At 47.1% G+C, this 21,415-nt stretch carries 22 protein-coding genes; 13 read left to right on the plus strand and 9 right to left on the minus strand.

Features of this window, described 5'->3' with window-relative positions:
* Position 1 precedes the first annotated feature (1 nt).
* The gene (locus W04_RS04045; protein WP_081604435.1) at positions 2-796 is read right to left on the minus strand and encodes an ATP-binding cassette domain-containing protein; all 795 of its coding nucleotides are present in this window, start codon (positions 794-796) and stop codon (positions 2-4) included.
* A gap of 204 nt (positions 797-1,000) precedes the next feature.
* On the opposite strand from W04_RS04045, the gene W04_RS04050 reads away from it, so the two are divergent.
* From W04_RS04050 to mgtE, 12 genes are all read left to right on the plus strand, one after another.
* Entirely contained in the window at positions 1,001-1,972 is a 972-nt protein-coding gene (locus W04_RS04050; protein WP_053909876.1) for a calcium/sodium antiporter, read from the plus strand.
* Positions 1,973-1,981: 9 nt separating this feature from the next.
* A complete protein-coding gene (locus tag W04_RS04055; protein WP_022945556.1) occupies positions 1,982-2,950 on the plus strand; it encodes a KpsF/GutQ family sugar-phosphate isomerase in 969 nt (322 codons plus the stop codon).
* A complete protein-coding gene (kdsC, locus tag W04_RS04060; protein ID WP_022945555.1) occupies positions 2,950-3,501 on the plus strand; it encodes a 3-deoxy-manno-octulosonate-8-phosphatase KdsC in 552 nt (183 codons plus the stop codon). Before W04_RS04055 ends, kdsC begins: the two co-directional genes overlap by 1 nt.
* A complete protein-coding gene (gene lptC / locus W04_RS04065) occupies positions 3,498-4,052 on the plus strand; it encodes an LPS export ABC transporter periplasmic protein LptC (protein ID WP_053909877.1) in 555 nt (184 codons plus the stop codon). Before kdsC ends, lptC begins: the two co-directional genes overlap by 4 nt.
* Entirely contained in the window at positions 4,042-4,566 is a 525-nt protein-coding gene (lptA, locus tag W04_RS04070) for a lipopolysaccharide transport periplasmic protein LptA (protein ID WP_022945553.1), read from the plus strand. Before lptC ends, lptA begins: the two co-directional genes overlap by 11 nt.
* The gene (gene lptB / locus W04_RS04075) at positions 4,566-5,291 is read left to right on the plus strand and encodes an LPS export ABC transporter ATP-binding protein (RefSeq protein ID WP_022945552.1); all 726 of its coding nucleotides are present in this window, start codon (positions 4,566-4,568) and stop codon (positions 5,289-5,291) included. The genes lptA and lptB overlap by 1 nt, the downstream gene beginning before the upstream one ends.
* A gap of 24 nt (positions 5,292-5,315) precedes the next feature.
* Positions 5,316-6,812, plus strand: a complete 1,497-nt coding sequence (locus W04_RS04080; RefSeq protein WP_022945551.1) for an RNA polymerase factor sigma-54 — start codon at positions 5,316-5,318, stop codon at positions 6,810-6,812.
* 25 nt (positions 6,813-6,837) lie between these two features.
* Positions 6,838-7,125 (plus strand): ribosome hibernation promoting factor, encoded by a 288-nt coding sequence (hpf, locus tag W04_RS04085; protein WP_022945550.1) that lies wholly within the window; start codon positions 6,838-6,840, stop codon positions 7,123-7,125.
* 1 nt (position 7,126) lies between these two features.
* The gene (ptsN, locus tag W04_RS04090) at positions 7,127-7,573 is read left to right on the plus strand and encodes a PTS IIA-like nitrogen regulatory protein PtsN (RefSeq protein ID WP_022945549.1); all 447 of its coding nucleotides are present in this window, start codon (positions 7,127-7,129) and stop codon (positions 7,571-7,573) included.
* A gap of 66 nt (positions 7,574-7,639) precedes the next feature.
* Complete coding sequence (gene rapZ, locus W04_RS04095) at positions 7,640-8,485, plus strand: RNase adapter RapZ (protein WP_022945548.1); 846 nt, start codon at positions 7,640-7,642, stop codon at positions 8,483-8,485.
* A complete protein-coding gene (locus tag W04_RS04100; RefSeq protein ID WP_053909878.1) occupies positions 8,485-8,757 on the plus strand; it encodes an HPr family phosphocarrier protein in 273 nt (90 codons plus the stop codon). Before rapZ ends, W04_RS04100 begins: the two co-directional genes overlap by 1 nt.
* A 116-nt stretch (positions 8,758-8,873) precedes the next feature.
* On the plus strand, positions 8,874-10,232 hold the full coding sequence (mgtE, locus tag W04_RS04105; protein WP_022945546.1) for a magnesium transporter: 1,359 nt from the start codon (positions 8,874-8,876) through the stop codon (positions 10,230-10,232).
* Here mgtE and W04_RS18680 read toward each other — a convergent pair.
* From W04_RS18680 to pmbA, 4 genes are all read right to left on the minus strand, one after another.
* Positions 10,229-10,387 (minus strand): YqaE/Pmp3 family membrane protein, encoded by a 159-nt coding sequence (locus W04_RS18680; protein ID WP_022945545.1) that lies wholly within the window; start codon positions 10,385-10,387, stop codon positions 10,229-10,231. The genes mgtE and W04_RS18680 overlap by 4 nt on opposite strands.
* An 81-nt stretch (positions 10,388-10,468) precedes the next feature.
* Complete coding sequence (locus W04_RS04110) at positions 10,469-11,032, minus strand: BON domain-containing protein (RefSeq protein ID WP_045979157.1); 564 nt, start codon at positions 11,030-11,032, stop codon at positions 10,469-10,471.
* Between the two features lie 224 nt (positions 11,033-11,256).
* On the minus strand, positions 11,257-11,673 hold the full coding sequence (locus W04_RS04115; protein WP_022945543.1) for a VOC family protein: 417 nt from the start codon (positions 11,671-11,673) through the stop codon (positions 11,257-11,259).
* A gap of 133 nt (positions 11,674-11,806) precedes the next feature.
* A complete protein-coding gene (pmbA, locus tag W04_RS04120) occupies positions 11,807-13,156 on the minus strand; it encodes a metalloprotease PmbA (protein ID WP_053909988.1) in 1,350 nt (449 codons plus the stop codon).
* Positions 13,157-13,256: 100 nt separating this feature from the next.
* Between pmbA and yjgA the strand changes: the two genes are divergently transcribed.
* Positions 13,257-13,769 (plus strand): ribosome biogenesis factor YjgA, encoded by a 513-nt coding sequence (gene yjgA / locus W04_RS04125; protein WP_022945541.1) that lies wholly within the window; start codon positions 13,257-13,259, stop codon positions 13,767-13,769.
* A 69-nt stretch (positions 13,770-13,838) separates the two neighbouring features.
* Here the strand turns inward: yjgA and tldD are convergent, their stop codons facing one another.
* Genes tldD through rng form a run of 4 tightly spaced genes read right to left on the minus strand, consistent with a single transcriptional unit; the run spans position 13,839 to position 21,413 of the window.
* On the minus strand, positions 13,839-15,278 hold the full coding sequence (gene tldD, locus W04_RS04130; RefSeq protein ID WP_053909879.1) for a metalloprotease TldD: 1,440 nt from the start codon (positions 15,276-15,278) through the stop codon (positions 13,839-13,841).
* Positions 15,275-16,105, minus strand: a complete 831-nt coding sequence (locus tag W04_RS04135; protein WP_231658015.1) for a carbon-nitrogen hydrolase family protein — start codon at positions 16,103-16,105, stop codon at positions 15,275-15,277. The genes tldD and W04_RS04135 overlap by 4 nt, the downstream gene beginning before the upstream one ends.
* Positions 16,102-19,941, minus strand: a complete 3,840-nt coding sequence (locus W04_RS04140; protein WP_053909880.1) for a YhdP family protein — start codon at positions 19,939-19,941, stop codon at positions 16,102-16,104. The genes W04_RS04135 and W04_RS04140 overlap by 4 nt, the downstream gene beginning before the upstream one ends.
* Entirely contained in the window at positions 19,941-21,413 is a 1,473-nt protein-coding gene (rng, locus tag W04_RS04145; protein ID WP_022945537.1) for a ribonuclease G, read from the minus strand. Before rng ends, W04_RS04140 begins: the two co-directional genes overlap by 1 nt.
* Positions 21,414-21,415: the final 2 nt, after the last annotated feature.

The raw sequence follows: 21,415 nt of genomic DNA on the forward strand, positions 1-21,415 counted from the left end.
ATCATGACAACAACTCCTGTTCATAAGGCTCAGCATCAAAGTGGAAAGGCACTGGCCCATCAGACAGCCCTTGCAAAAATTGCTGCACTAAGGGCGATTCATGTTCACGCATTTGTGCCGGGCTGCCACTGCCAATCACCCCTTTGTCGGCGAGAATAATCACGTGGTCGGCGATACTCAACACCTCTTGCACATCGTGGGTAACAATCAAAGAAGACAACCCTAACACTTCGTTGAGTGATTTAATTAGCCGCACTAACACGCCCATAGAGATAGGGTCCTGTCCGGCAAAAGGCTCATCATACATGATAAATTCAGGGTCTAGGGCTATCGCGCGAGCCAAAGCAGCGCGGCGTGCCATCCCCCCGGACAACTCAGCAGGCATTAAATCTTTTGCGCCACGTAAGCCAACCGCTTGTAGTTTCATTAACACCACCAAGCGAATTAACTCCTCACTGAGTTCAGTGTGCTCTCTAAGAGGAAAGGCGATATTGTCATACACCGACATATCGGTAAACAGCGCACCACTTTGAAACAACATGCTCATTTTTGTCCGCGCTTGATAAAGCGCCGAACGTGACATGCTTGGAATGCTATTGCCTTGAAATAAAATATCGCCCGAATCGGGCTTTAATTGCCCACCAATCAGCCTGAGCAAAGTGGTTTTACCTATACCACTTGGGCCCATAACAGCAGTGATTTTCCCTTTCGGAATGGTAAAGTCCATATTTTGATAGATAACACGCTCTCCGCGCGAGAAGGTAACATCCTTGATTTCTACTATTGGTTGCGACAAGTCGCTCTCCCGCTCATTTCTATCATTAGACCTCGTATTTTAAAGTTTTTTTACGCTGAGGGAAAAAAGATTCTGTAAATTTTTGTAAGCCCATTCAAATTCCTGCTCAGTGGAACACCTAAACACACGGTTTTCTTACACAAACACAGCCCAGTTTGTTACTATCTGCGCCAAGGTTTCACTTACATCAATGGCTCATTAATCATGCTCACCTCTTTCGCCATTCTAGTCGCTGGTTTTGTCGCCCTAGTATGGAGTGCGGATCGTTTCGTTTATGGCGCAGCTGCGCTGGCTCGCAACTTAGGGGTGCCAGCCCTAATCATCGGTTTGACCGTGGTCGCAATGGGGTCGTCGGCACCAGAGATGATGGTATCAGCTTCTGCGGCACTGGCAGATAAAACCGATACCGCTGTCGGCAACGCTATTGGTTCAAACATTACCAATATTCTCTTGGTGTTAGGTATTACTGCTTTGCTACGCCCACTTTCAGTGTCCTCCATTACACTAAAGCGCGAAATGCCCATTGTGCTCGTGGTGTCACTGATTGCATGGTATATGTTTACCGATAATTATTTCTCTCAGCTTGAGGGATGGCTATTGGCGGGCGGTTTTGTCACCTTTATCGTTTTTTTGATTGTTATTTCACGCAATCAAAAAAGTAATGATGACGATCCCTTGGTGAGTGAAGTCTGTGATGAAATACCCAGTGGGGTGAGCACCAAGTCAGCACTGATTTGGTTGATTATCGGGATGGCGATGCTGCCCATCAGTTCGCATTTTATTGTCGACTCAGCAGTGGATATAGCCCAGTATTTTGGCCTTTCTGATTTAGTCATTGGGCTTACCATCATTGCCATTGGCACTAGTTTACCGGAACTTGCTGCTTGTGTGGCTGGGGTGCTGAAAAATGAAGACGACTTAGCACTGGGCAACATTGTCGGCTCGAATCTATTTAATATTCTCGCGGTCCTATCCATCGCCGGTATTTTAAACCCATCGGTTATCGACCCCTCCGCTGCTAACCGTGATGCATTAATTATGATTGCGGCAACGGTGGTGCTTATTGCCATGAGTTTGAACTTTCGTGGCGCGCGGCGTATCAACAGAATCGAGGGCGGCTTTTTACTAGTCGCATTTTTTGCCTACCAAGGATATATTTTTAGTCAGTTAGCCTAGAGTAATAGTATGAGCCAAAGCTTTATTGCCACCGCACAACGGGTTTTAGAAATAGAACAAACCGCTTTGCAGGAGTTACATCAGTATTTAGACGCACAATTTATTCAAGCGTGCGAGATGATCATGGCTTGTAGCGGCCGAGTCATCGTTATTGGCATGGGTAAATCAGGACATGTTGGTAATAAAATTGCCGCGACCCTAGCAAGTACCGGCACTCCAGCGTTTTTCGTGCACCCAGGTGAGGCCAGCCATGGTGATTTAGGCATGATCACTGAAAATGACATCGTTATGCTCATTTCTAACTCTGGCGAAACGCACGAAATTGTGAGCATTATTCCGGTAATTAAACGTATTGGCGCGCCCATGATTGCCATGACCGGCAATCCTCAATCAAGTATGGCGACCTTAGCTGATGCCCATATATGTATTAAAGTATCGCAAGAAGCCTGCCCACTGGGTTTAGCCCCCACCGCAAGCACTACCGCAACCTTGGCAATGGGCGATGCCCTCGCTGTTGCTTTATTAGAAGCCAAAGGCTTTACCGCCGATGACTTTGCCCTCTCCCACCCCGGCGGGAGCTTAGGTAAACGTTTATTACTGACCTTGAATGATGTTATGCATAGCGGCGATGACGTGCCACGTAGCCACCAATCACAAAGCATTAAAGAAGCCTTGTTAGAAATCTCAAGCAAAGGCTTAGGAATGACCGCTGTTGTCGATGATAATGAGCGACTGGTAGGGCTATTTACCGATGGCGATTTACGCCGTGTATTGGAGCAGCGAGTGGATATTCACAACACCGCGCTGATTGAGGTAATGACTCCAAACTGCACCACAGCCGATGCTCATATGCTGGCGGCGGAAGCACTGAAAATTATGGAGCAAAAGCGCATTAATGGACTCATCGTGACCGATCACGAGCAACGTCCCATTGGCGCGCTGAACACGCAAGACTTATTGCGCGCGGGGGTGATTTAGTGTTGTTTTCAGAGTTATACCAAGCCATAGACGAAGGCGCGTGGCAACGTGCACAGCGCACTCGATTGTTAATTTGCGATATTGATGGCGTGTTTTCAGATGGCCGTATTTACTTAGGCAATCAAGGCGAGGAATTAAAGGCCTTTAATACCAAAGACGGGTTCGGCATTAAAGCGTTGCTCAATGCGGGTGTTGAAGTTGCTGTTATCACCGGGCGACAATCACAGATAGTACAAACGCGAATGCAAAGCTTGGGTGTCCCCCACATTTATCAAGGTAAAGAGAATAAGCTCGAAGCCTATGCACAGTTAAAACGCACATTAAACCTAAGCGATGAGCAAATAGCCTACATTGGTGATGATGGCCCTGATTTACCGGTGATGGAGCAAGTCGGGTTCGCCGTAGCGGTTAACGACGCTCACCCATTGGTTAAGCGAATAGCCCATTACAGTACCTTGCTACCAGGGGGTTTTGGTGCTGTGCGTGAGCTCACAGATTTGCTGATGCTGGCCCAAGGACATAGCCTGGGAACACAGGGAAGTAGCACATGAACGCAGCGAGAGCGCTCATATCACTGCTATTTATCGTCGCGATGGCGTGGCTTTGGTACCCTTATTTTATGAAGTCGACAGATGATGGTGTCGCTCAGCAAGACCATATTGCCACACCCGACTATATCGCAACTGGGCTAAGTCAGACTAGTTATAACGATCAGGGTAAGTTAAGCCACACCGTTTATGCTGAGGAAATGGAGCTGTATCAAGAACTCGGGTTTACGCATTTCACCAAGCCGGTATTTACCTTATATGGTGAAACAGAAAATTGGCAGGTAAACGCCGATGAAGCAACTTTATACAACAACAACATTTTGATCTTGGAAAATAACGTCACCGCCACCAACTTAAAAGAAGGGGCGATGATTGAGAAGGTCAGCGCTGAGGCCATTCAAGTTGATATAGATAGCCAGCGCATGGAGTCCGAGCAGGCTGTAGTATTAAGTGGCCCGAATATGAAGATCACCGGGCAAGGCTTGAAAGCAGACCTCAATACAGAGATAGTTGAATTAACAGAACATACGCGAACAATATATTATGACCAATAAAATCAGTGCATTAATTACATCCATCGCAATTGGCTTGTGCTCTGCTAGCGCTACTGCTGAGCAAATTACCGCCAAGGAAGTGTTAATTGATGCCGACAAACAACAAGCACTGATCAAAGAAAATATCACTATTTTTGATAAGAACGTGCATATTGTTCACGGCAAACGGGAAATAAAAGCTGACCGCCTTGAGGCTCACCGTCGTCCAGAATTGGGTGATAACAAGCAATTGCTCGTAGCCACCGGCTCACCAGCTGTGTACACCGAAGTGATGGAAGATGGCACTGAGATTTCTGCACAGGCGCTGGAAATTCGTTATGACGTCGCCTCTGAGACCCTTAAAATTCAAGGTGATGCTAAGATTGCCATGGCCGACCAGCATATCGTTGCCGAAACCATAAGCTATGATATTGCCAAACAGCTGATCACCGCCGAAAAGGATGAAAACTCCAGCACACGAGTGCGCACAACATTAACACCACAAAGTGACGATACGCCGGAGAAAGAGCAATAATGGCGACTCTTAAAGCACAAAAATTAGCAAAAAGCTATAAAGGCCGGGAGGTCGTCAAAAGTGTGGGCTTAGAAGTACAAGCAGGTAGTATCGTCGGCTTGCTCGGCCCTAATGGAGCCGGTAAGACAACTACTTTTTACATGATAGTTGGCTTGGTACCCAGTGATAAAGGCACCATCAGTATTGATGATGAGGATATCACCTTGATGCCGATGCACTCTCGTGCGCGCTTAGGTATTGGTTATTTACCGCAAGAATCATCTATTTTTCGAAAGCTGACAGTTTTTCAAAATTTGATGGCCATCCTGGAAACCCGCAAGGGCTTAAGCAAAGCAGAGCGTGAAAGCGAGCTTGAGGGCCTACTTGATGAGTTTAATATACAGCACATTCGAGACTCACAAGGAATGGCGTTATCTGGTGGCGAACGTCGCCGGGTAGAAATAGCGCGAGCATTGGCGGCAAACCCCAAGTTTATCTTGTTGGATGAACCTTTTGCTGGTGTCGACCCTATTTCAGTGTTAGATATAAAGAAAATCATAGAGCATCTGCGCAATCGTGGCATTGGTGTATTAATCACCGACCACAACGTGCGAGAGACCCTAGACGTATGTGAAACCGCATACATTGTTTCCCATGGCGAGCTCATTGCTTCTGGCACTCCAGAGCAAGTTCTTGCCGATCAAACGGTTCGCGACGTCTATTTGGGTGAGCAGTTTAGATTATAACGATTAAAGGATTGTTAGAGATACATGAGGCAATCATTACAGCTGCGCCTAGGCCAGCAATTAACAATGACCCCACAATTGCAGCAAGCGATTCGCCTGTTGCAGCTCAGTACTTTGGATCTCCAACAAGAAATTCAAGAGGCGTTGGACGCCAACCCATTACTTGAAGTTGAAGAAGACAATTACGCCGACAATAACGACAACCAAGAGCAAAAAGAGTCGACGTCCGACAACCAAAATAACGATACCGCCGAGACGGCCAGCGCCAGTAAGGATGAAGTTGAAAGTGCTGATGCCATGAACAACGAGTCCATCAGTGAAGACTTGCCCATGGATGTGTCTTGGGATGAGTATATTAGTGCGGCTCCCGTTGCCTCCTCTGGGCCTATGCCAGAAGATGAGTCTATCTACCAAGGCGAAACCACCGAGTCGTTACACGATTATTTAATGTGGCAGCTGCAATTAACACCTTTTAGTGCCACCGACGAGGCCATCGCCACAGCCATCATTGAAGCCATCAATGACAACGGCATTTTAACAGTCAGTTGTGAAGATCTGCTGGAAAGCTTGAATCATGATGAACAAGACGATGGTATCGAGCTTGATGAAATTGAAGCCGTTCTTAAGCGTATCCAACTCTTTGATCCAGTAGGAATTGGTGCGCGTTCTTTACAAGAGTGCTTGTTGATCCAGCTCAAGCAATTTGACCCACAAACCCCTTGGCTTGAAGAGACCAAAGAGGTAGTTTGTAACTATATTGATTTGCTTGGTAGTCGTGACTATCGCACCTTGATGAAAAAGACTAAGCTTAAAGAAGCGCAGTTAAAAGAGGTGATGACACTGATACACAGTTTAAATCCGACTCCTGCAGCCACGATTGTGCGAGAGCAGTCAGAGTATGTGATTCCAGATGTATCAGTGAAGAAAGTTAAAGGCCGCTGGGTGGTTGAATTAAACCCAGATAGTATGCCTAAGATCCGCGTTAACGATCACTATGCATCAATGTCGCGAAGCTGTAAGTCGCAAAGTGATAGTCAATTTATTCGCTCGCATTTACAAGAAGCGAAATGGTTTATAAAGAGCTTGGAACAACGCAATGATACGCTACTTAAAGTAACTAATTGCATTGTTCAACAACAACAGGCATTCTTTGAACATGGTGAAGAGGCAATGAAGCCAATGGTGCTTAATGACGTTGCCGAAATGGTGGAAATGCATGAGTCAACGATTTCCCGTGTGACCACCCAAAAGTATATGCATACACCACGGGGTATTTTTGAGCTGAAGTACTTTTTCTCCAGCCATGTTACAACCGAAAACGGAGGTGAATGCTCGTCCACAGCGATTCGAGCATTGATCAAAAAGCTAGTAGCTGCGGAGAATCCTGCTAAACCGTTGAGTGATAGCAAGATTGCCGACGTACTAGCCGAGCAAGGAATTAAAGTGGCTCGGCGCACGATTGCTAAATATCGTGAATCGCTAGCCATTCCACCGTCAAATCAGCGTAAAAGTTTGATATAGACGTTAGACAAGAAGGAAAATGCTTATGCAATTAAATCTTACCGGTCGTCACGTAGAAATCACTGACTCTCTTCGCAACTATGTGAATAGCAAATTTGCAAAATTAGAGCGTCACTTTGACCATATAAATAATGTGCATGTCATTCTTGATATTGAAAAACTAACACAAAAAGCAGAAGCTACTCTTCACGTTAACGGTGGTGAACTGTTCGCAACCGCAGAGCACCAGGATATGTATGCGGCGATCGACGGCTTAATTGATAAGCTCGACCGTCAAGTGATTAAACATAAAGAGAAATTATCTCGTCACTAACATGAACCTAGATTCACTCTTTACCAAGGACTGCAGCAAAGCTGCGGTCCTTTTTAATAGCAAAAAAAGAATGCTGGAGTACCTCTCTCAGGTGGCTCATCAGCACAGTCCTCACCTCAGCGAGCAATCGGTACTTGATGCTTTGCTAACCCGCGAAAAGCTGGGCAGTACTGGCATCGGCAAAGGCGTTGCTATTCCACATGGCCGTCTCGATGGTATCGACAGTACGATTGCCATTGTTGTAACCAATCGCGAAGCCATTAACTTTGATGCCATTGATAACCGTCCAGTGGATATCTTTGTCGCACTTTTAGTGCCGGCCAATGAGACTGAACAACACCTGAAGACCTTAGCGACAATTGCTGATAAACTAAAAGACAAACAACTGTGTAAACAACTGCGCTCGGCCAGCAGCGATCAAGAGCTTTATCAATTGATCGCCGACTAATGCGCGCCGTATTGATTCATGGTGTGGTTTAAATGTGCGTCTTGGGGTAAAACAAGGAGTTGTCGGATGGAACTTATCATTGTCAGTGGTCGCTCGGGTTCTGGAAAATCAGTCGCGTTACGGGTGCTCGAAGACCTTGGGTACTATTGCGTAGATAACATCCCAGTTATTTTACTCCCCTCCTTGGTGCGCAGTGTTTCAGCAAATTATGACAAAATTGCCGTCAGTATCGACGTGCGCAATTTGCCCAAAGAACAGCATGAATTTAACGACATTCTCGCTTACCTGCCTGAGTTTGCTAAGCCTTCGCTGTTTTACCTTGATAGTGACGAACAAACGTTGATTAAGCGTTTCTCTGAAACTCGTCGACTACACCCCTTATCCATGCAAAATATGACGTTGGATGTCGCTATTCGTGAAGAGAAGCAGCTTCTTGATGTACTCATCTCCCACGCCGACTTTATTATTGATACAACTGAGCTCAGTGTTCACCAGTTGGCGGAGATGATCCGTGAAAAAGTGCTGGGTAAAAAAGACAAGCAATTACTGATCACTTTTGAGTCTTTTGGGTTTAAACATGGCATTCCAAAAAATGCTGATTATGTGTTTGATGTGCGGTTTCTCCCCAATCCCCATTGGGAACCTGAACTAAAGGCGCTCACAGGGTTAGACCAACCCGTTCAAGATTATCTAGCCAGTCACTCAATCGTGCAAAAGTTCACTTGGCAGATCCAAACTTTTGTTCAAACTTGGTTACCCCACCTAGAGCGTAATAACCGTAGTTATTTAACCATTGCTATTGGCTGCACTGGGGGTCAACACCGCTCAGTGTACCTTGCCCAAACTTTGGGAGAGCGCTTTTTAGATACTTATCCGAACGTGAAAATTCGCCATCGAGAGCAGGAAAAATAGTGATGGTTGAAGGTACTTTTATTATTCAAAACAAGTTAGGCCTACATGCTCGTGCAGCCTCACAATTGGCGCAACTGGCGATGAATTTTGATGCCGAAATAATGTTATATCAAGGTGATAAGAGCGCACAGGCCGACAGTGTCTTGGCTTTACTGCTCCTTGAGAGCGGCAAAGGTAAGGAAGTGCGCGTGCAGTGTGAAGGCCCTGATGCCGACGCCGCGTTGGCAGCTATCGGGGCGCTCATTGCAGAAAAGTTCCACGAACAAGAATAACCCTTAGGCATTTACTTTTGCTATCATTGATTTAGTTAGGTTAAACTAATCAACGGCTTGTAAGCGCTTGCTTGCACGCTATTTCCCACCCCATTTTTTGTATTTAAGGGATGCCTATGCCAGAAGCCTATGAACAAGATTACCCGCTGCAACAACTTCAAGAAGTCACCGAAGCTCTTAATAGCGGCCAGTTTGTTCATGTACGCAGGCTTCTCGCCAAAACTGCGCCCTGTGATACCGCATTATTATTAGAATCATCGCCCCATAAGACACGTTCTAAACTATGGGCGCTCGTCGACCCTGATGTCCAAGGTGATGTACTTGAAGAGCTCTCTGAAGATGTACGCCTGAGCATTATCTCACGCATGGAGCCTGAGCATATCGCCGCAGCGACAGAGGACATGGACGATGATGACTTAGGGGAAGTATTACGAAGCTTACCAGAGCCCGTTTATAAAGACGTTATTGAGGCGATGGATATCCAAGATAGAGACCGTGCAACTACGGCTCTGTCTTACCAGGAGCGCTCAGCTGGGGCGCTGATGAATACCGATACAGTGACTATCCGTCCCGATGTCTCTGTTGATGTGGTGCTGCGCTACTTACGTCTCAAAGGCGAGTTACCTGAAGGCACCGATGAGCTCTACGTAGTCGATAAAAATAACTGCTTTTTAGGCTCAATGCCGTTGAGCTCTTTGCTAACCACCATGCCAGATGCCATTGTGCGCGATATCATGGATGAAGAGTGTGAATCTATTCCAATCACCATGGATGAGTCTGAAGTGGCGCAACTGTTCGAGCGTCACAACTGGATTTCGGCCCCTGTAGTCGACGATCAAGCGCACTTACTTGGACGTATTACCATTGATGATATCGTCGATGTTATCCGAGAAGACGCTGAACACAGTTTACTGAGCTTAGCCGGTCTAGATGATGAAGAAGATACCTTTGCACCTGTATTTAAAAGTACTCAGCGGCGCTCCGTTTGGCTTGGAGTAAATTTATTGACCGCGATGCTGGCCGCATTTGTGGCGAGCTTTTTCGAAACCACCTTGGGTATCTTGCCATTTTTAGCCGTGCTCAATGGTATTGTGCCGTCAATGGGGGGCGTGGCCGGCTCGCAAACGCTGACCTTGGTTATTCGAGGCCTCGCACTTGGCCATATTAACGCCACCAACCAGAAATTTATACTGACCAAAGAGCTGGCCATCGGGGCCTTGAATGGGGTGCTGTGGGCTTTGCTTATCGGTAGCGCCATCGCGCTTTGGAAATGGGACTTAACAATCGGTTTAGTGATCGCCTTTGCGATGTTTATGAATCTCCTCGCTGCGGGTATTGCTGGTGCGGTTATTCCCCTAATTCTGAAGAGAATGAATATCGACCCGGCGCTCGCCGGTAATGTAGTGCTGACCACAGTTACCGACATCGTAGGTATCTTCGCATTCCTTGGAACCGCGACTTGGTTCCTTATTTAACGCCGTCCAATAATGTAGATAGCGTGAATAAGGCCAGGGAAGTAGCCTAGTAGGGTTAGTAAAATATTAAGCCAAAAGTGCATCCCTAAACCCACCTGCAAAAATACACCTAGTGGGGGAATAAGAATTGAGAAAATGATTCTAATAATGTCCATGATTGCTCCGCTAATTAAGCCTGCTTGTAGATAAAGGAAAGCCCAGCAACGCTGGGCCTTCTACCGAGAACTTACAACTAATTATTCAGCCATTACTCGCAGTTCATCGTTTACTTCACGAACATCTTCTGTGTTTTCAGCGATTTTAATCGCAAGGTCACGCTCGGCTTCGCTATCTACGTTGCCTTTAAGCGTAACGACACCTTGGTCGGTATCAACATCAATGTCAGTGCCTGCAACTTCTGAATCAAACAGTAGACGAGTAGTGATTACCGTCGAGATCTTAGCGTCGGTTAAATCGCTGCCAGTATCCCCTGCATCATCATTGTGGCTCATACCTTCTTCGTTGTTCATAACCGTTAGCTGGTTTTCTACATCGTTTACACCATCTAGGCTAACTACCAGCTCTTCGGCCAACTCTTTATCGACCTCGCTGTCTACTTTACCTGTGAGCATAACCTTGCCATTTTTCACATCAGTGTTGATGTCAAAGTTGTTCAGGTTGCCATTCAGTAGCAGCACAGTTTCAGCTTTACCATCAATCCATGCATCTTTACTCTCGTTCTGCCAATCATTTGCTTGGGCAGTGAAGGCAGTAGAACCAAGTACAGCTGCAGCTACGATTGTCTTAGTGAACGTTTTCATAATGTCGTCTCCTTACTATTGCTTGTGACGCTTTAAGTGTTGCGAATCCCTTGCCAACTTTATTTTATAATTAAAATCAATAATATAAGGCGTTTGTTCAGCAAGCATTTAGGTACAACCTTACCTAAGTTACACACCTCAGTGAAAAAATTTCAGAAAAGCGAACAACCAAGACATTTACGTTCATTTAGTGTTTATTTTGCAACTTTTAGCAGCATTTAAGCCTATAGGTCGTTATTTCTCTGTGCTGGAATATCAGATCCGTATTCAACAAACTCCACTTCAAAACCTGCTGGGTCTTTAAAATACACGTTGCGACGATAAGGATTTTCAGGGCCCACTTTATCAACTTCGAAGCCCGCGTCTTGGAGTCGTTGAATGACGCCATCAAGATCTTCTGTGACATAAGCAAAGTGTGCTAAACCAACTTGATGGCCGCTGAGATCACGGTTGTCACCAATGCCATTGTCACTAAAAGCAAGGTAGTGGTAATCATCGCCAAAATGCACCCAAGTACGCGGCTTCCCCGACCATAACCCCTCGCCTTGACTTCGCACCCGCCAATGTGGAAAAGCGGCACGATAAAAGTTGAGGGCTTGGTTGATGTCATTCACGACTAGGTTTACATGCTCTAAATACATAACGTTCTCCCGAAGATGATTTATTATTTCAGGGACTAAGGTATTTCCTCAACTTAAGTTGAGGTAAAGCACTTTTTAGAATTTATTTAAAAAAGCCTAGAGAGGGGCTCTAGGCTTTATCGTGTTACTTGAGCTACTGCCCCGCAACTTGCATTTGTTCAATTAACACCGAACCGGTTAACACCCCGCCGCGAGGGTCGACATCACCGCCAATGCCAGCAACGCCTTTAAACATCGAGCTAAGGTTGCCAGCAATGGTAATCTCACTGACTGGGTATTGGATCTCACCATTTTCAACCCAAAATCCGGCCGCCCCGCGCGAGTAATCGCCGGTGACAGTATTGACGCCTTGCCCCATCAACTCGGTCACTAGCAGCCCTTTACCCATTTGTTTAAGCAAAGCGTGCAAATCATCATGGGTTTGCTGTACCAACCAGTTATGAATACCGCCGGCGTGGCCTGTGGCGGTCATACCCATTTTGCGAGCGGCATAACTGGCTAATAAATAGGTCTGCAGTTCGCCACCGTGAATAATCTCACGATCTTGCGTTTTAACGCCCTCTGCATCAAAGGGTGAAGAAGCAAAACCTTTGGCTAGATGCGGACGCTCACTGATATTAACAATATCACTGAAAACTTGGGTATTAAGGCTATCGAGCAAGAAGCTCGACTTACGATAAAGTGCACCGCCGCCAATGGCCGACACTAAATGCCCAAACAGGGAATTGGCCACATCGGCACGAAAGATCACCGGCACCTTCATGGTTCCTAGTTTTTGGCTATTAAGCCGAGCAAGCGTTTCTTGCGCCGCTTCCAGGCCGACGTCTTTCGCCGCTTTTAAGCCTGCTTGCTCACGCGATACGGTATAGGCGGCATCGCGCTGCATCTGCTCACCTTGTTGGCCAATAACCATAGTGCTGATGCTATGGCGAGTGCGCGGGTAGCCTGCCAACATACCGTGACTGTTACCGTACACACGCAGCCCTTGGTGGCTACTAAAGCTGGCACCATCAGAGTTGACGATGCGTTCATCAAGGTTCAACGCCGCCTGCTCTGCCTCCTGGCAAATTTCAATGCCCTGCTCTGGGGTCACCTGCCACGGGTGGTACAAGTCTAAATCCGGCGGGCTTTGCTCTAATAACTCAGCATCAGCAAGGCCATTACATGGGTCTTCTGAAGTGTACTTGGCGATTTCAATGGCTTTTTCCACCACCGAACGCAGCGCACTGGGGCTTAAATCTGTGGTTGATGCTGAGCCTTTTTTATTACCTACATAAATGCTCACACCCAAACCACCGTCTTGGTTAAACTCGATGGTTTCTACCTCACCGAGACGAGTGCCTACAGAGAGTCCAGAAGTACGTGACATAGCGGCTTCCGCAGCCGTTGCACCGAGCTTCTTAGCTTGGGCAAGCACCTCGCTTACGGCCTCTTTGACTTCATCGATTTGGCTATAAATCGCTGCCGATTCATTTTCTTGCATAATGGCTTTCACAGTTGGTGAATATTGATCTAAGCGTACCACAAAGCATCTGCGCATTTTAGTGATATAATGGCTGCAAAGAGCATTAATCGAGCATGTTATGGCTAAGAGCAAACAACCTGAAGAAGAGATTATTTACGTTTCCAAAAGCGAGCTAAAACGCGATGCCATGGAGTTTCATGAGCTGGGTGTAGAAATCGCCAACCTCTCAAAAAAAGCACGTGAAAAACTACCATTGAGTAACGAGCTTGTGGAGGCGATGAACTTAGCCGACCGCCTGAAAGAGAAAAAAGACGCCTATCGTCGCCATCTCAATTACATCGCCAAAACCTTGCGCGGCACCGATAATGTCGAAGACATTCATCAAGCTATGGCCATTATCACCAATAAGAACAATCAAAAAGATGTGGTGATAAACCAAATAGAGCAAATTCGAGATGAGCTAATCGCTGAAGGTGATAGCCGCTTAAATCCTCTGCTTGAGCAATATCCGCAGCTTGACCGCCAGCGCATGCGACAAATTATTCGCCAAGCAGGCAAAGAGGTAAAGCAAGAGAAACCCGGAAAGTCTCACAAAGAGCTATTTCAAATCCTCAAAGAGTTAATGCTCTAGCAGAGTCTCGGTTACCAGCTTTAAGTTAGAAAAAACAGCGCTCTTGCGCTGTTTTTCTTTTGGGGATGTTTAAGCGGTACCACCGACGGTGAGTTGGTCGATTTTCAAAGAGGGCTGCCCCACTCCTACCGGGACACTCTGTCCATCCTTACCACAAATACCCACGCCTTTATCTAGCGCTAGATCATTGCCTACCATAGATATTTGCTTCATTACCTCTGGGCCATTACCAATCAGCGTGGCACCTTTGATAGGTGTGGTGATTTTGCCATTTTCAATTAAGTAGGCTTCCGAGGCTGAGAACACAAATTTGCCAGAGGTGATATCCACTTGGCCACCGCCAAAGTTTGGCGCGTAAATGCCTTTGTCTACTGAGCCGATGATCTCTTCTTGACTATGCTCGCCACCGAGCATATAGGTATTAGTCATACGTGGCATAGGCAAGTGTGCATAAGATTCGCGACGGCCGTTTCCAGTAGGCGCTACTCCCATCAATTTAGCGTTGTGCTTATCTTGCATATAGCCCTTTAAGATACCCTGCTCAATAAGTACGTTGTAACCACCCGGAGTGCCTTCATCATCGATATTTAATGACCCACGACGATTCGCCATGGTGCCATCATCAACCACAGTACATAGCTCTGACGCTACCTGCTGACCAATTTTGCCACTAAACGCAGAAGCGCCTTTGCGATTAAAGTCGCCCTCAAGACCATGACCTACGGCCTCATGCAGCAACACCCCAGGCCAACCCGCACCCAGCACCACAGGCATGGTTCCTGCTGGAGCGTCAATAGCTTCTAAGTTGACCTTAGCCATACGTACAGCGTCCTCAGCGTAGTGCATCCAACGCGGTTTTCCGTCGACTAATTCTTTGAAATAGTTGAAATCGAGTCTGGCTCCACCACCGGCACCCCCACGCTCACGACGATCACCCTTTTTCAACAGCACTGAGCAGTTCAATCTCACTAGCGGGCGAATATCGGTTGCAAAGGTACCATCACTCGCCGCCACAAGCACTTCTTCATAGACGGCGGACATCGAGCTTACCACCTGCTCAGCTTCAGGCGCCAATTGACGGATATACTCTTCAACTTCACGCAGAAGCGCCACCTTATCGTCATCGCTCATGCTCTGAATCGGTTGCAGCGGCGCAAATTGACGTTTCACATCTTGCTCACTGAATATTTTAACCTGACCATGTTGATCCGCATCAGCGATACTGCGTGCGGCCATCGCGGCATTATTAATCGCTTCGAGATTAATAGCATCAGAATAGGAAAAACCGGTTTTCTCGCCACTGATCGCGCGCACACCGACGCCGCGCTCGATGTTATAGCTCCCTTCTTTGACTAAACCGTCCTCTAACACCCACGACTCGTTGTAGCTCGATTGGAAGTATAAGTCCGCATAGTCCACCTTATGCTGATGGATGTATTGCAAGGCGTTGGCGAGATCATCGCGATCCAATCGGCTTTGCGTTAAAAGGTTGTGCTCAACTTGACTCATAAACTTACTTTTCTCGCTTGGCGGTGAGCATGCATGGGCATGGACTCACGGCGTTGATTTAATTCTTCGCTGTTTACTGGCTGGGCTATCCAGCCCTCGCCATGGCTCAGCTCAGCTTGCACTTCACCCCATGGCGAAACAATTAGGCTATGGCCATAGGTCTCACGGCCATTGTTGTGAGCGCAGTCACTATTATTACGACCGTACAGCCCGGCAGCGACCACATAACATTGACTTTCTATCGCTCGTGCACGCAACAAGGTATGCCAATGCGCTCGACCGGTGGGTACTGTAAAAGCACTAGGAACAAGCAGTATATCAGCCCCCAATTGCACTTGCTGACGATAGAGTTCGCTAAAGCGCATATCATAACACACACTTAACCCTAGCCGCCCAAAGGGCGAGTCGAGTACCACCACCTGCTCACCAGCTTCGGTATGTTTGGACTCGTGATAAGTGCCTGTGCCATCCGCTACGGTCACATCAAAAAGGTGAATTTTATTGTATTGCGCTCGCTCTTGACCTTGCTCATCAAAGACAAAAGATGCCGCGAGGTAACGCCCTTCTGAGGTGGCGACCGGCAGAGTCCCTGCCGCAATCCATATACCGTAACGCGTGCACAGCGCAGCTAAACGCTGGCGCCAATATAAGTGTTTTTCGGCCACAGCCAATACCTGCTCACTGCTTTTTGCAAAGCACAGCCAGCTCTCTGGTAAGCACACGAGGCAGGGTCGTTGCGGCTGTAATTGAGCTAAAAATTGCTCCAGCCGCTGAAAGTTATATTCACTGTCTTGCTGGGCACAAAACTGTAACGCATACAGCATCATAGTAATGGTTTCTCCAGTGGCTGCTCAGGTTGCGACGCGGGCGGCTGGTTTTGCGCGGCTTGCGGCAAGGTGACTTCTCGACTGCTACGATCGAGTTCAACCACCTCAGGGTTATCCATTGCCCCACTGACCTTAAATTTAATCTCAGAAATAACGCGCGCTGAGTGGATGACCTTATCCAAGGCCAGTGCAGCTAACCCTGTTACTGGGTTGACCATCCAAGCAACAATCACGGGTAAGCTAGAAGTAACCTGTGGTGCCACGGCTAAATCATAGTTAATGGTTTGCGTATTTAAATCGGCATAACCCTTGATAGTAAGATCAGCAGGCACGCCATCCATTTTCGTATCTTTAGTGTAAGCAATCCCTTGGGCCAACTGCATACTGCCTTGCATACTGTTGTAGAAAAAACCTTTCGCAAACACATCGCGAAAATCCAGCTTGAGCTTGCGCACCAGAGAGTCCAGGCTCAGTAACGAGAAGACCCGCGCTCCGCCATCGCTAATTTCACTTAAGTGCCCTTCACCGAGTTGCCAACTAATTTCACCGCCCAAGCTGGCGATATCAATATCGTAAGGGGCTGCCTGCCAATGCAGCGCAAAATCCATATTTGCTTCAGAGTCTTGAACCGTTGAAGTGATGTCAAACTCATCAAACAGCGAACCAATATCATCACTATTAAATTGGCCTTTGACATGGGTTTGCCCATCACGCCAATAGCCATCGGCACGCAGCACATGTTCGCGTTTATCGACCACCAACTCACTAATAGTCAGTTGCTCGCCAGCACCCGCAAAATGAAGCTCGACCTGATCAAGTTGATAATGGTTAATGCGACAATCACCGCAGGTAAACGCTACACTCGGTAGCTGCGTTAACCAATTTAAATCCGTTTCGCTGCTGTGTCTAACGTCATCACCGTCACTATCATTAGTGGGGATGTTCACGCGTAGATAGTCAGCATGGGCGCGAATATCGCGGCGCTCTGCTTGGCTACCGGTGGGAATGTCTACTCGGGCTCGCAGCTCTTTGGCTAGCAATTTTAAATCCATTGCTGCGGGTTGATTAATTAACGTAAATTCCAGCTCATTAAAGGGCACCACATCAACATAAGCTGTGCGTACTTGCCCCACCACCTTGGTTAACGGTGGCATTACCGAAGGCTCGCCACTGCTGCGTGCAGCCACATCAATAATATTATTAAGTACAGGCTGCCAAGCGAGGATATCGGCTTCTGGGAGATTAACGCTCACCTCAAACCCTTGCTTGTTAAGCCCTAAATTTTGCTTGCCGACAATAAGGTGAGCATTACTCATTTGCTGCTCGCCGTTGTTGAGAATGCCGTTAAAGTATAATTGCTCGTCCAACTCGACCATGATCAGGTTAGAAATGTCATCCCCCTGAATTAAGGCATTAAGCGGCCACGCATCGTCTGCGGCTTTGTTATACGGCGTCGGCAGAGTACTGGTTACCCCGAGCATATCACTTTGCACATGCGCCTCGTAACTAAACCCTTGGTTATCAAAGTTTAGAGCCAACTGCGCATTGAGCGCAGTGGTACCACTCAACTGCGCATCTAACAAGCCATTCAGCCGCTTTTGTAACTGCGCCACATCAGCTTGCAAACCAATGTTAACGTCAGCGTGATAGTTTTCGCCTTGGCTTCCACCTAGTAAGCTCACAGTGAGCGGCATCCCTTGCCAATAGGCCTGGGCTTCATTTATCTCAATACGATCGTTCACAAACGACAACCTGCCCCGCAGTTCACTTAAGTCGATGCCGGGCTGCGCTAGGTGAACGGCATTGCCAGCGAATAACACCTCGCCTGAAGCACGCACTCCACTGTCTTTGAGGTCGATAAGCAGCTGCAGCTCGCCATCTAGGCGGTCTTGTGCCTGTATCACATCAAAGACGGTGGCAAGCGGCTCTGCTAATGGTGTTTGCGCAAAAAAAGGCTGTAGCTTAGGCGCTTCAATATTAGCTGTAATATCAATGGCTAAAGTGTCAGCATTGAGCAAGTCCTGCAAATACACATGGACACTGTCACCCAGCGCTAAATTGAGTAACTCGCCACTGCGGCTATAAATATCCATGCGCTGATTGTTAAACGCTAAGTCAACAGCAGCATTTTTTATCGTCGGCCAATCAGGGGCAAAAGCGAACTCGGTATCTTCTATTTGGGCATTGACCGCGAACCGCCCCTGCTGTTCGGTAAAGGGAAACTGATCGAGCGGTCCCTGTAACAACACCTGAGCAAAATGCATATCGCCACTTTTTATTGCCCCATTGAGGTAGTCAATCAGGTTTTTATGCATATAAGGTTCAGGAAAGTAACGCCCGGCATTGGCTGCACTGCCGCCACTGATTTCTGCATATAGGTTCATATTTGGCTGCGAATCAAGAGTCAGCGCAAATTCGGCAACTAAGTCTAAATCATCATTGCTTAAAGTAACTTCATCACTTTCGATGGACCAATGCTCGCCATCATTAAAGAATGCGACTTCTGCGGCAAGTTGTTGATAAGCGAGCGGCTCGCTAAACGTCTTGCCGGTCAATAGGTGGTTGTCGCTACCAGCAATACTAAGTAAACCTTTACGGTTGTTAATATGCGCGCTGGCACTGAGGTCTTGCGCACCAGGAATACCATGAAATCCCGACCACCCTAAGTGTTCGGCTTCAAACCATACTCGCCATTGCTTATCGCCTTGCCAGTGAAAGTAGCCCTCGTTGATAAAGCCTTGCGGTTGCACCGTCAGCAGCTCTTGTAATAACTGCGATTTTCCTAACCGTGCAAAGGTGGAGAACATGGAAATATCTAAGTCTTGCACCCACACTTGTTGCTGTTCGCTGATGAGTGCATCAAAAATAATCGGTGCCCACTGGTATTGTTCATCGCTAAACTGCAGCCCAGATGTACGCACTCGCCAGCCTTTTGCTTGAGGATGAATACGCACCATCCCCTGCTGCAACTCGAGGTATTGAGGTTGTTGTTGGTATTGCCAATTGAGTTGGCTCGGTTGCATCGCCAATTGCACATCGGTTAAGCGGCCCTCAGCAAAGTGCAGCCAAGATTCAAAATTGAGATTCGATTGTAATTGGCTTAATTCCGGGCGAACAAACTCTTGTAACCAACCAGAGATGTTCAAACTCTGTGCCTGCAGATATAAATCGCCATAAATATTATTTAAGCGCGCGCCGGAGAGTTTAAGGCGAGCTTCAAGAGTGTTTTGCTCGATGCCCGGGAGGCTCACCTGACCTTCGGCAAAATGGTCTTTAGCACGGTTTTGCCACACCAAGTTTTCTAAAAAAATACGGTGATGGCGGTTATCGAGGCTAATGATGTTCAGTTCGCTATCTTCGATAGCAAAATGCCCTTGCTCACCCAAAAACAGGCTTTCGATTAAGGCTTGCTGCTGCGAGCTGCTGGTTTTTGACTCAGTGCTAAGTAGGGCGCGAGCGTCGATTTCAGCGTCAAACCCTTGCAGTACAAAGTAATTGGAGTGCAGCTGCCTATCCAGTAATGATTGCCATAAATTAATATGCAACCGGGTTTGTTCAATACTGACGCTAATAGGGGCCTTGGCATTGTCGGCAAACCCTACTTGGTTTATGACAAGCGCTGGGCCATTGCCCTGCCAGTTTGCACTTAACGAGCCAATGGAGATATCGGCATTTAACTGCTCACCAAGGAACTGCTCGACCTCAGCACGATAATCATTGGCATAAGGTAAGCTGTATTTGACCAGCGACACCAGCACAGCAAGCAACACTAGGGTAACTGCGCTGATTTGCCAAATTTTCCGCAAACAAAAAAAGCAAACCGACTTGGCGTTCACTACATCATCACCACATCGAACTGCTCTTGGCTATATAGGTTTTCTGTTTGAATCATGACCTGTTTACCAATAAAGAGCTCTAGCTCTGCAAGGTTATGATATTCATCATTAATTAGCGCTTCGCTAACCGCTGCAGAAGCATACACCATAAATTTATCTGCATCGTAGGCTCGATTAACTCGAACAATTTCTCGCAGAATCTCGTAACACACGGTCTCGACCGTTTTCAACGAGCCACGACCTGCACAAGACGGACACACCCCGCAGAGAATATGCTCTAAACTCTCCCGGGTACGCTTGCGCGTCATTTCCACAAGCCCGAGTGCAGAAAGGCTGTTAATATTCGCTTTCGCTCTGTCTTTGGACAACGCTTGTTCCAAAGAGTGCAATACTCGGCGTTTATGTTCTTCAGACACCATATCGATAAAGTCGATAATGATAATACCGCCTAAATTACGTAGTCTTAGTTGCCGGGCGATGGCACTGGTGGCTTCAATATTGGTATTAAAAATTGTCTCTTCTAGATTACGGTGGCCAACAAAGGCGCCGGTATTAACATCCACCGTGGTCATGGCCTCGGTTTGATCGATGATCAAATAGCCGCCGGATTTGAGCTCTACTTTACGATGCAGTGCTTTTTGTATTTCGTTCTCTACATCGAATAAATCAAAAATAGGCCGCTCGCCCGGGTAGTACTCTAATACCTTCGCAAGGTGTGGTACGAATTCTTCTGTAAAGGTTGTCAGCTCTTGATAGGTAAGCTTTGAATCCACACGAATGCGTTCCATGTCTTCGCCTACATAGTCACGCAAAGTACGAAAAGCAAGCTTTAAATCCTCGTGGAGGATGTTTTCTTTGCGGGTTTTCTTCCGCCTGTCGACTATTTTCAACCACAGTTTCTTAAGAAATTCTGCATCATGTTTAAGCTCATGCTCGCTGGCTCCTTCCGCTGCAGTACGAACTATAAAGCCGCCGTTCTCGTCGTTGTACTGGGCAACAATATCCTTCAGGCGCTGACGCTCTTCGTCGCCTTCTATACGCTGACTAACCCCTACATGAGTGGCATCTGGCATAAACACCAAATAACGTGATGGAATCGTAATATCCGTGGTTAAGCGCGCTCCTTTAGTGCCGATGGGATCTTTGACCACCTGCACCATAATGTGCTGACCTTGGCGCACCAATTCACGTATATCCTGCACCTTTTTGATATGCTGGTCGTCCACCCCTTCTTCAAAAGACGCACTATTGACGATGTCTGAGGCATGTAGAAACGCTGCCTTCTCTAGGCCAATATCAACAAAAGCGGCCTGCATACCCGGTAATACCCGGCTTACTTTGCCTAAATAAATATTGCCGACGATGCCTAGGTTGCCTATGCGCTCAACCTGCACCTCTTGCAATACGCCGTTTTCAATCAGTGCTACACGGCTTTCACTGGGCGTTACATTAATAAGTAATTCTGAGCTCATGG

It is taken from the genome of Pseudoalteromonas sp. SW0106-04 (assembly GCF_001293805.1).
Taxonomy (GTDB): Bacteria; Pseudomonadota; Gammaproteobacteria; order Enterobacterales; family Alteromonadaceae; genus Pseudoalteromonas; species Pseudoalteromonas ruthenica.

Excerpts from the sequence above, each read along its gene's own strand:
- W04_RS04050 (WP_053909876.1), top strand. The coding sequence starts at position 1,001 with ATGCTCACCTCTTTCGCCATTCTAGTCGCTGGTTTTGTCGCCCTAGTA.
- yjgA (WP_022945541.1), top strand. The coding sequence starts at position 13,257 with ATGGCTAAGAGCAAACAACCTGAAGAAGAGATTATTTACGTTTCCAAA.
- W04_RS04115 (WP_022945543.1), bottom strand. The coding sequence starts at position 11,673 with ATGTATTTAGAGCATGTAAACCTAGTCGTGAATGACATCAACCAAGCC.
- pmbA (WP_053909988.1), bottom strand. The coding sequence starts at position 13,156 with ATGCAAGAAAATGAATCGGCAGCGATTTATAGCCAAATCGATGAAGTC.
- tldD (WP_053909879.1), bottom strand. The coding sequence starts at position 15,278 with ATGAGTCAAGTTGAGCACAACCTTTTAACGCAAAGCCGATTGGATCGC.
- W04_RS04110 (WP_045979157.1), bottom strand. The coding sequence starts at position 11,032 with ATGAAAACGTTCACTAAGACAATCGTAGCTGCAGCTGTACTTGGTTCT.
- ptsN (WP_022945549.1), top strand. The coding sequence starts at position 7,127 with ATGAACCTAGATTCACTCTTTACCAAGGACTGCAGCAAAGCTGCGGTC.
- lptA (WP_022945553.1), top strand. The coding sequence starts at position 4,042 with ATGACCAATAAAATCAGTGCATTAATTACATCCATCGCAATTGGCTTG.
- lptC (WP_053909877.1), top strand. The coding sequence starts at position 3,498 with ATGAACGCAGCGAGAGCGCTCATATCACTGCTATTTATCGTCGCGATG.
- hpf (WP_022945550.1), top strand. The coding sequence starts at position 6,838 with ATGCAATTAAATCTTACCGGTCGTCACGTAGAAATCACTGACTCTCTT.
- mgtE (WP_022945546.1), top strand. The coding sequence starts at position 8,874 with ATGCCAGAAGCCTATGAACAAGATTACCCGCTGCAACAACTTCAAGAA.
- W04_RS04055 (WP_022945556.1), top strand. The coding sequence starts at position 1,982 with ATGAGCCAAAGCTTTATTGCCACCGCACAACGGGTTTTAGAAATAGAA.
- W04_RS04080 (WP_022945551.1), top strand. The coding sequence starts at position 5,316 with ATGAGGCAATCATTACAGCTGCGCCTAGGCCAGCAATTAACAATGACC.
- W04_RS18680 (WP_022945545.1), bottom strand. The coding sequence starts at position 10,387 with ATGGACATTATTAGAATCATTTTCTCAATTCTTATTCCCCCACTAGGT.
- lptB (WP_022945552.1), top strand. The coding sequence starts at position 4,566 with ATGGCGACTCTTAAAGCACAAAAATTAGCAAAAAGCTATAAAGGCCGG.
- W04_RS04135 (WP_231658015.1), bottom strand. The coding sequence starts at position 16,105 with ATGATGCTGTATGCGTTACAGTTTTGTGCCCAGCAAGACAGTGAATAT.
- rapZ (WP_022945548.1), top strand. The coding sequence starts at position 7,640 with ATGGAACTTATCATTGTCAGTGGTCGCTCGGGTTCTGGAAAATCAGTC.
- rng (WP_022945537.1), bottom strand. The coding sequence starts at position 21,413 with ATGAGCTCAGAATTACTTATTAATGTAACGCCCAGTGAAAGCCGTGTA.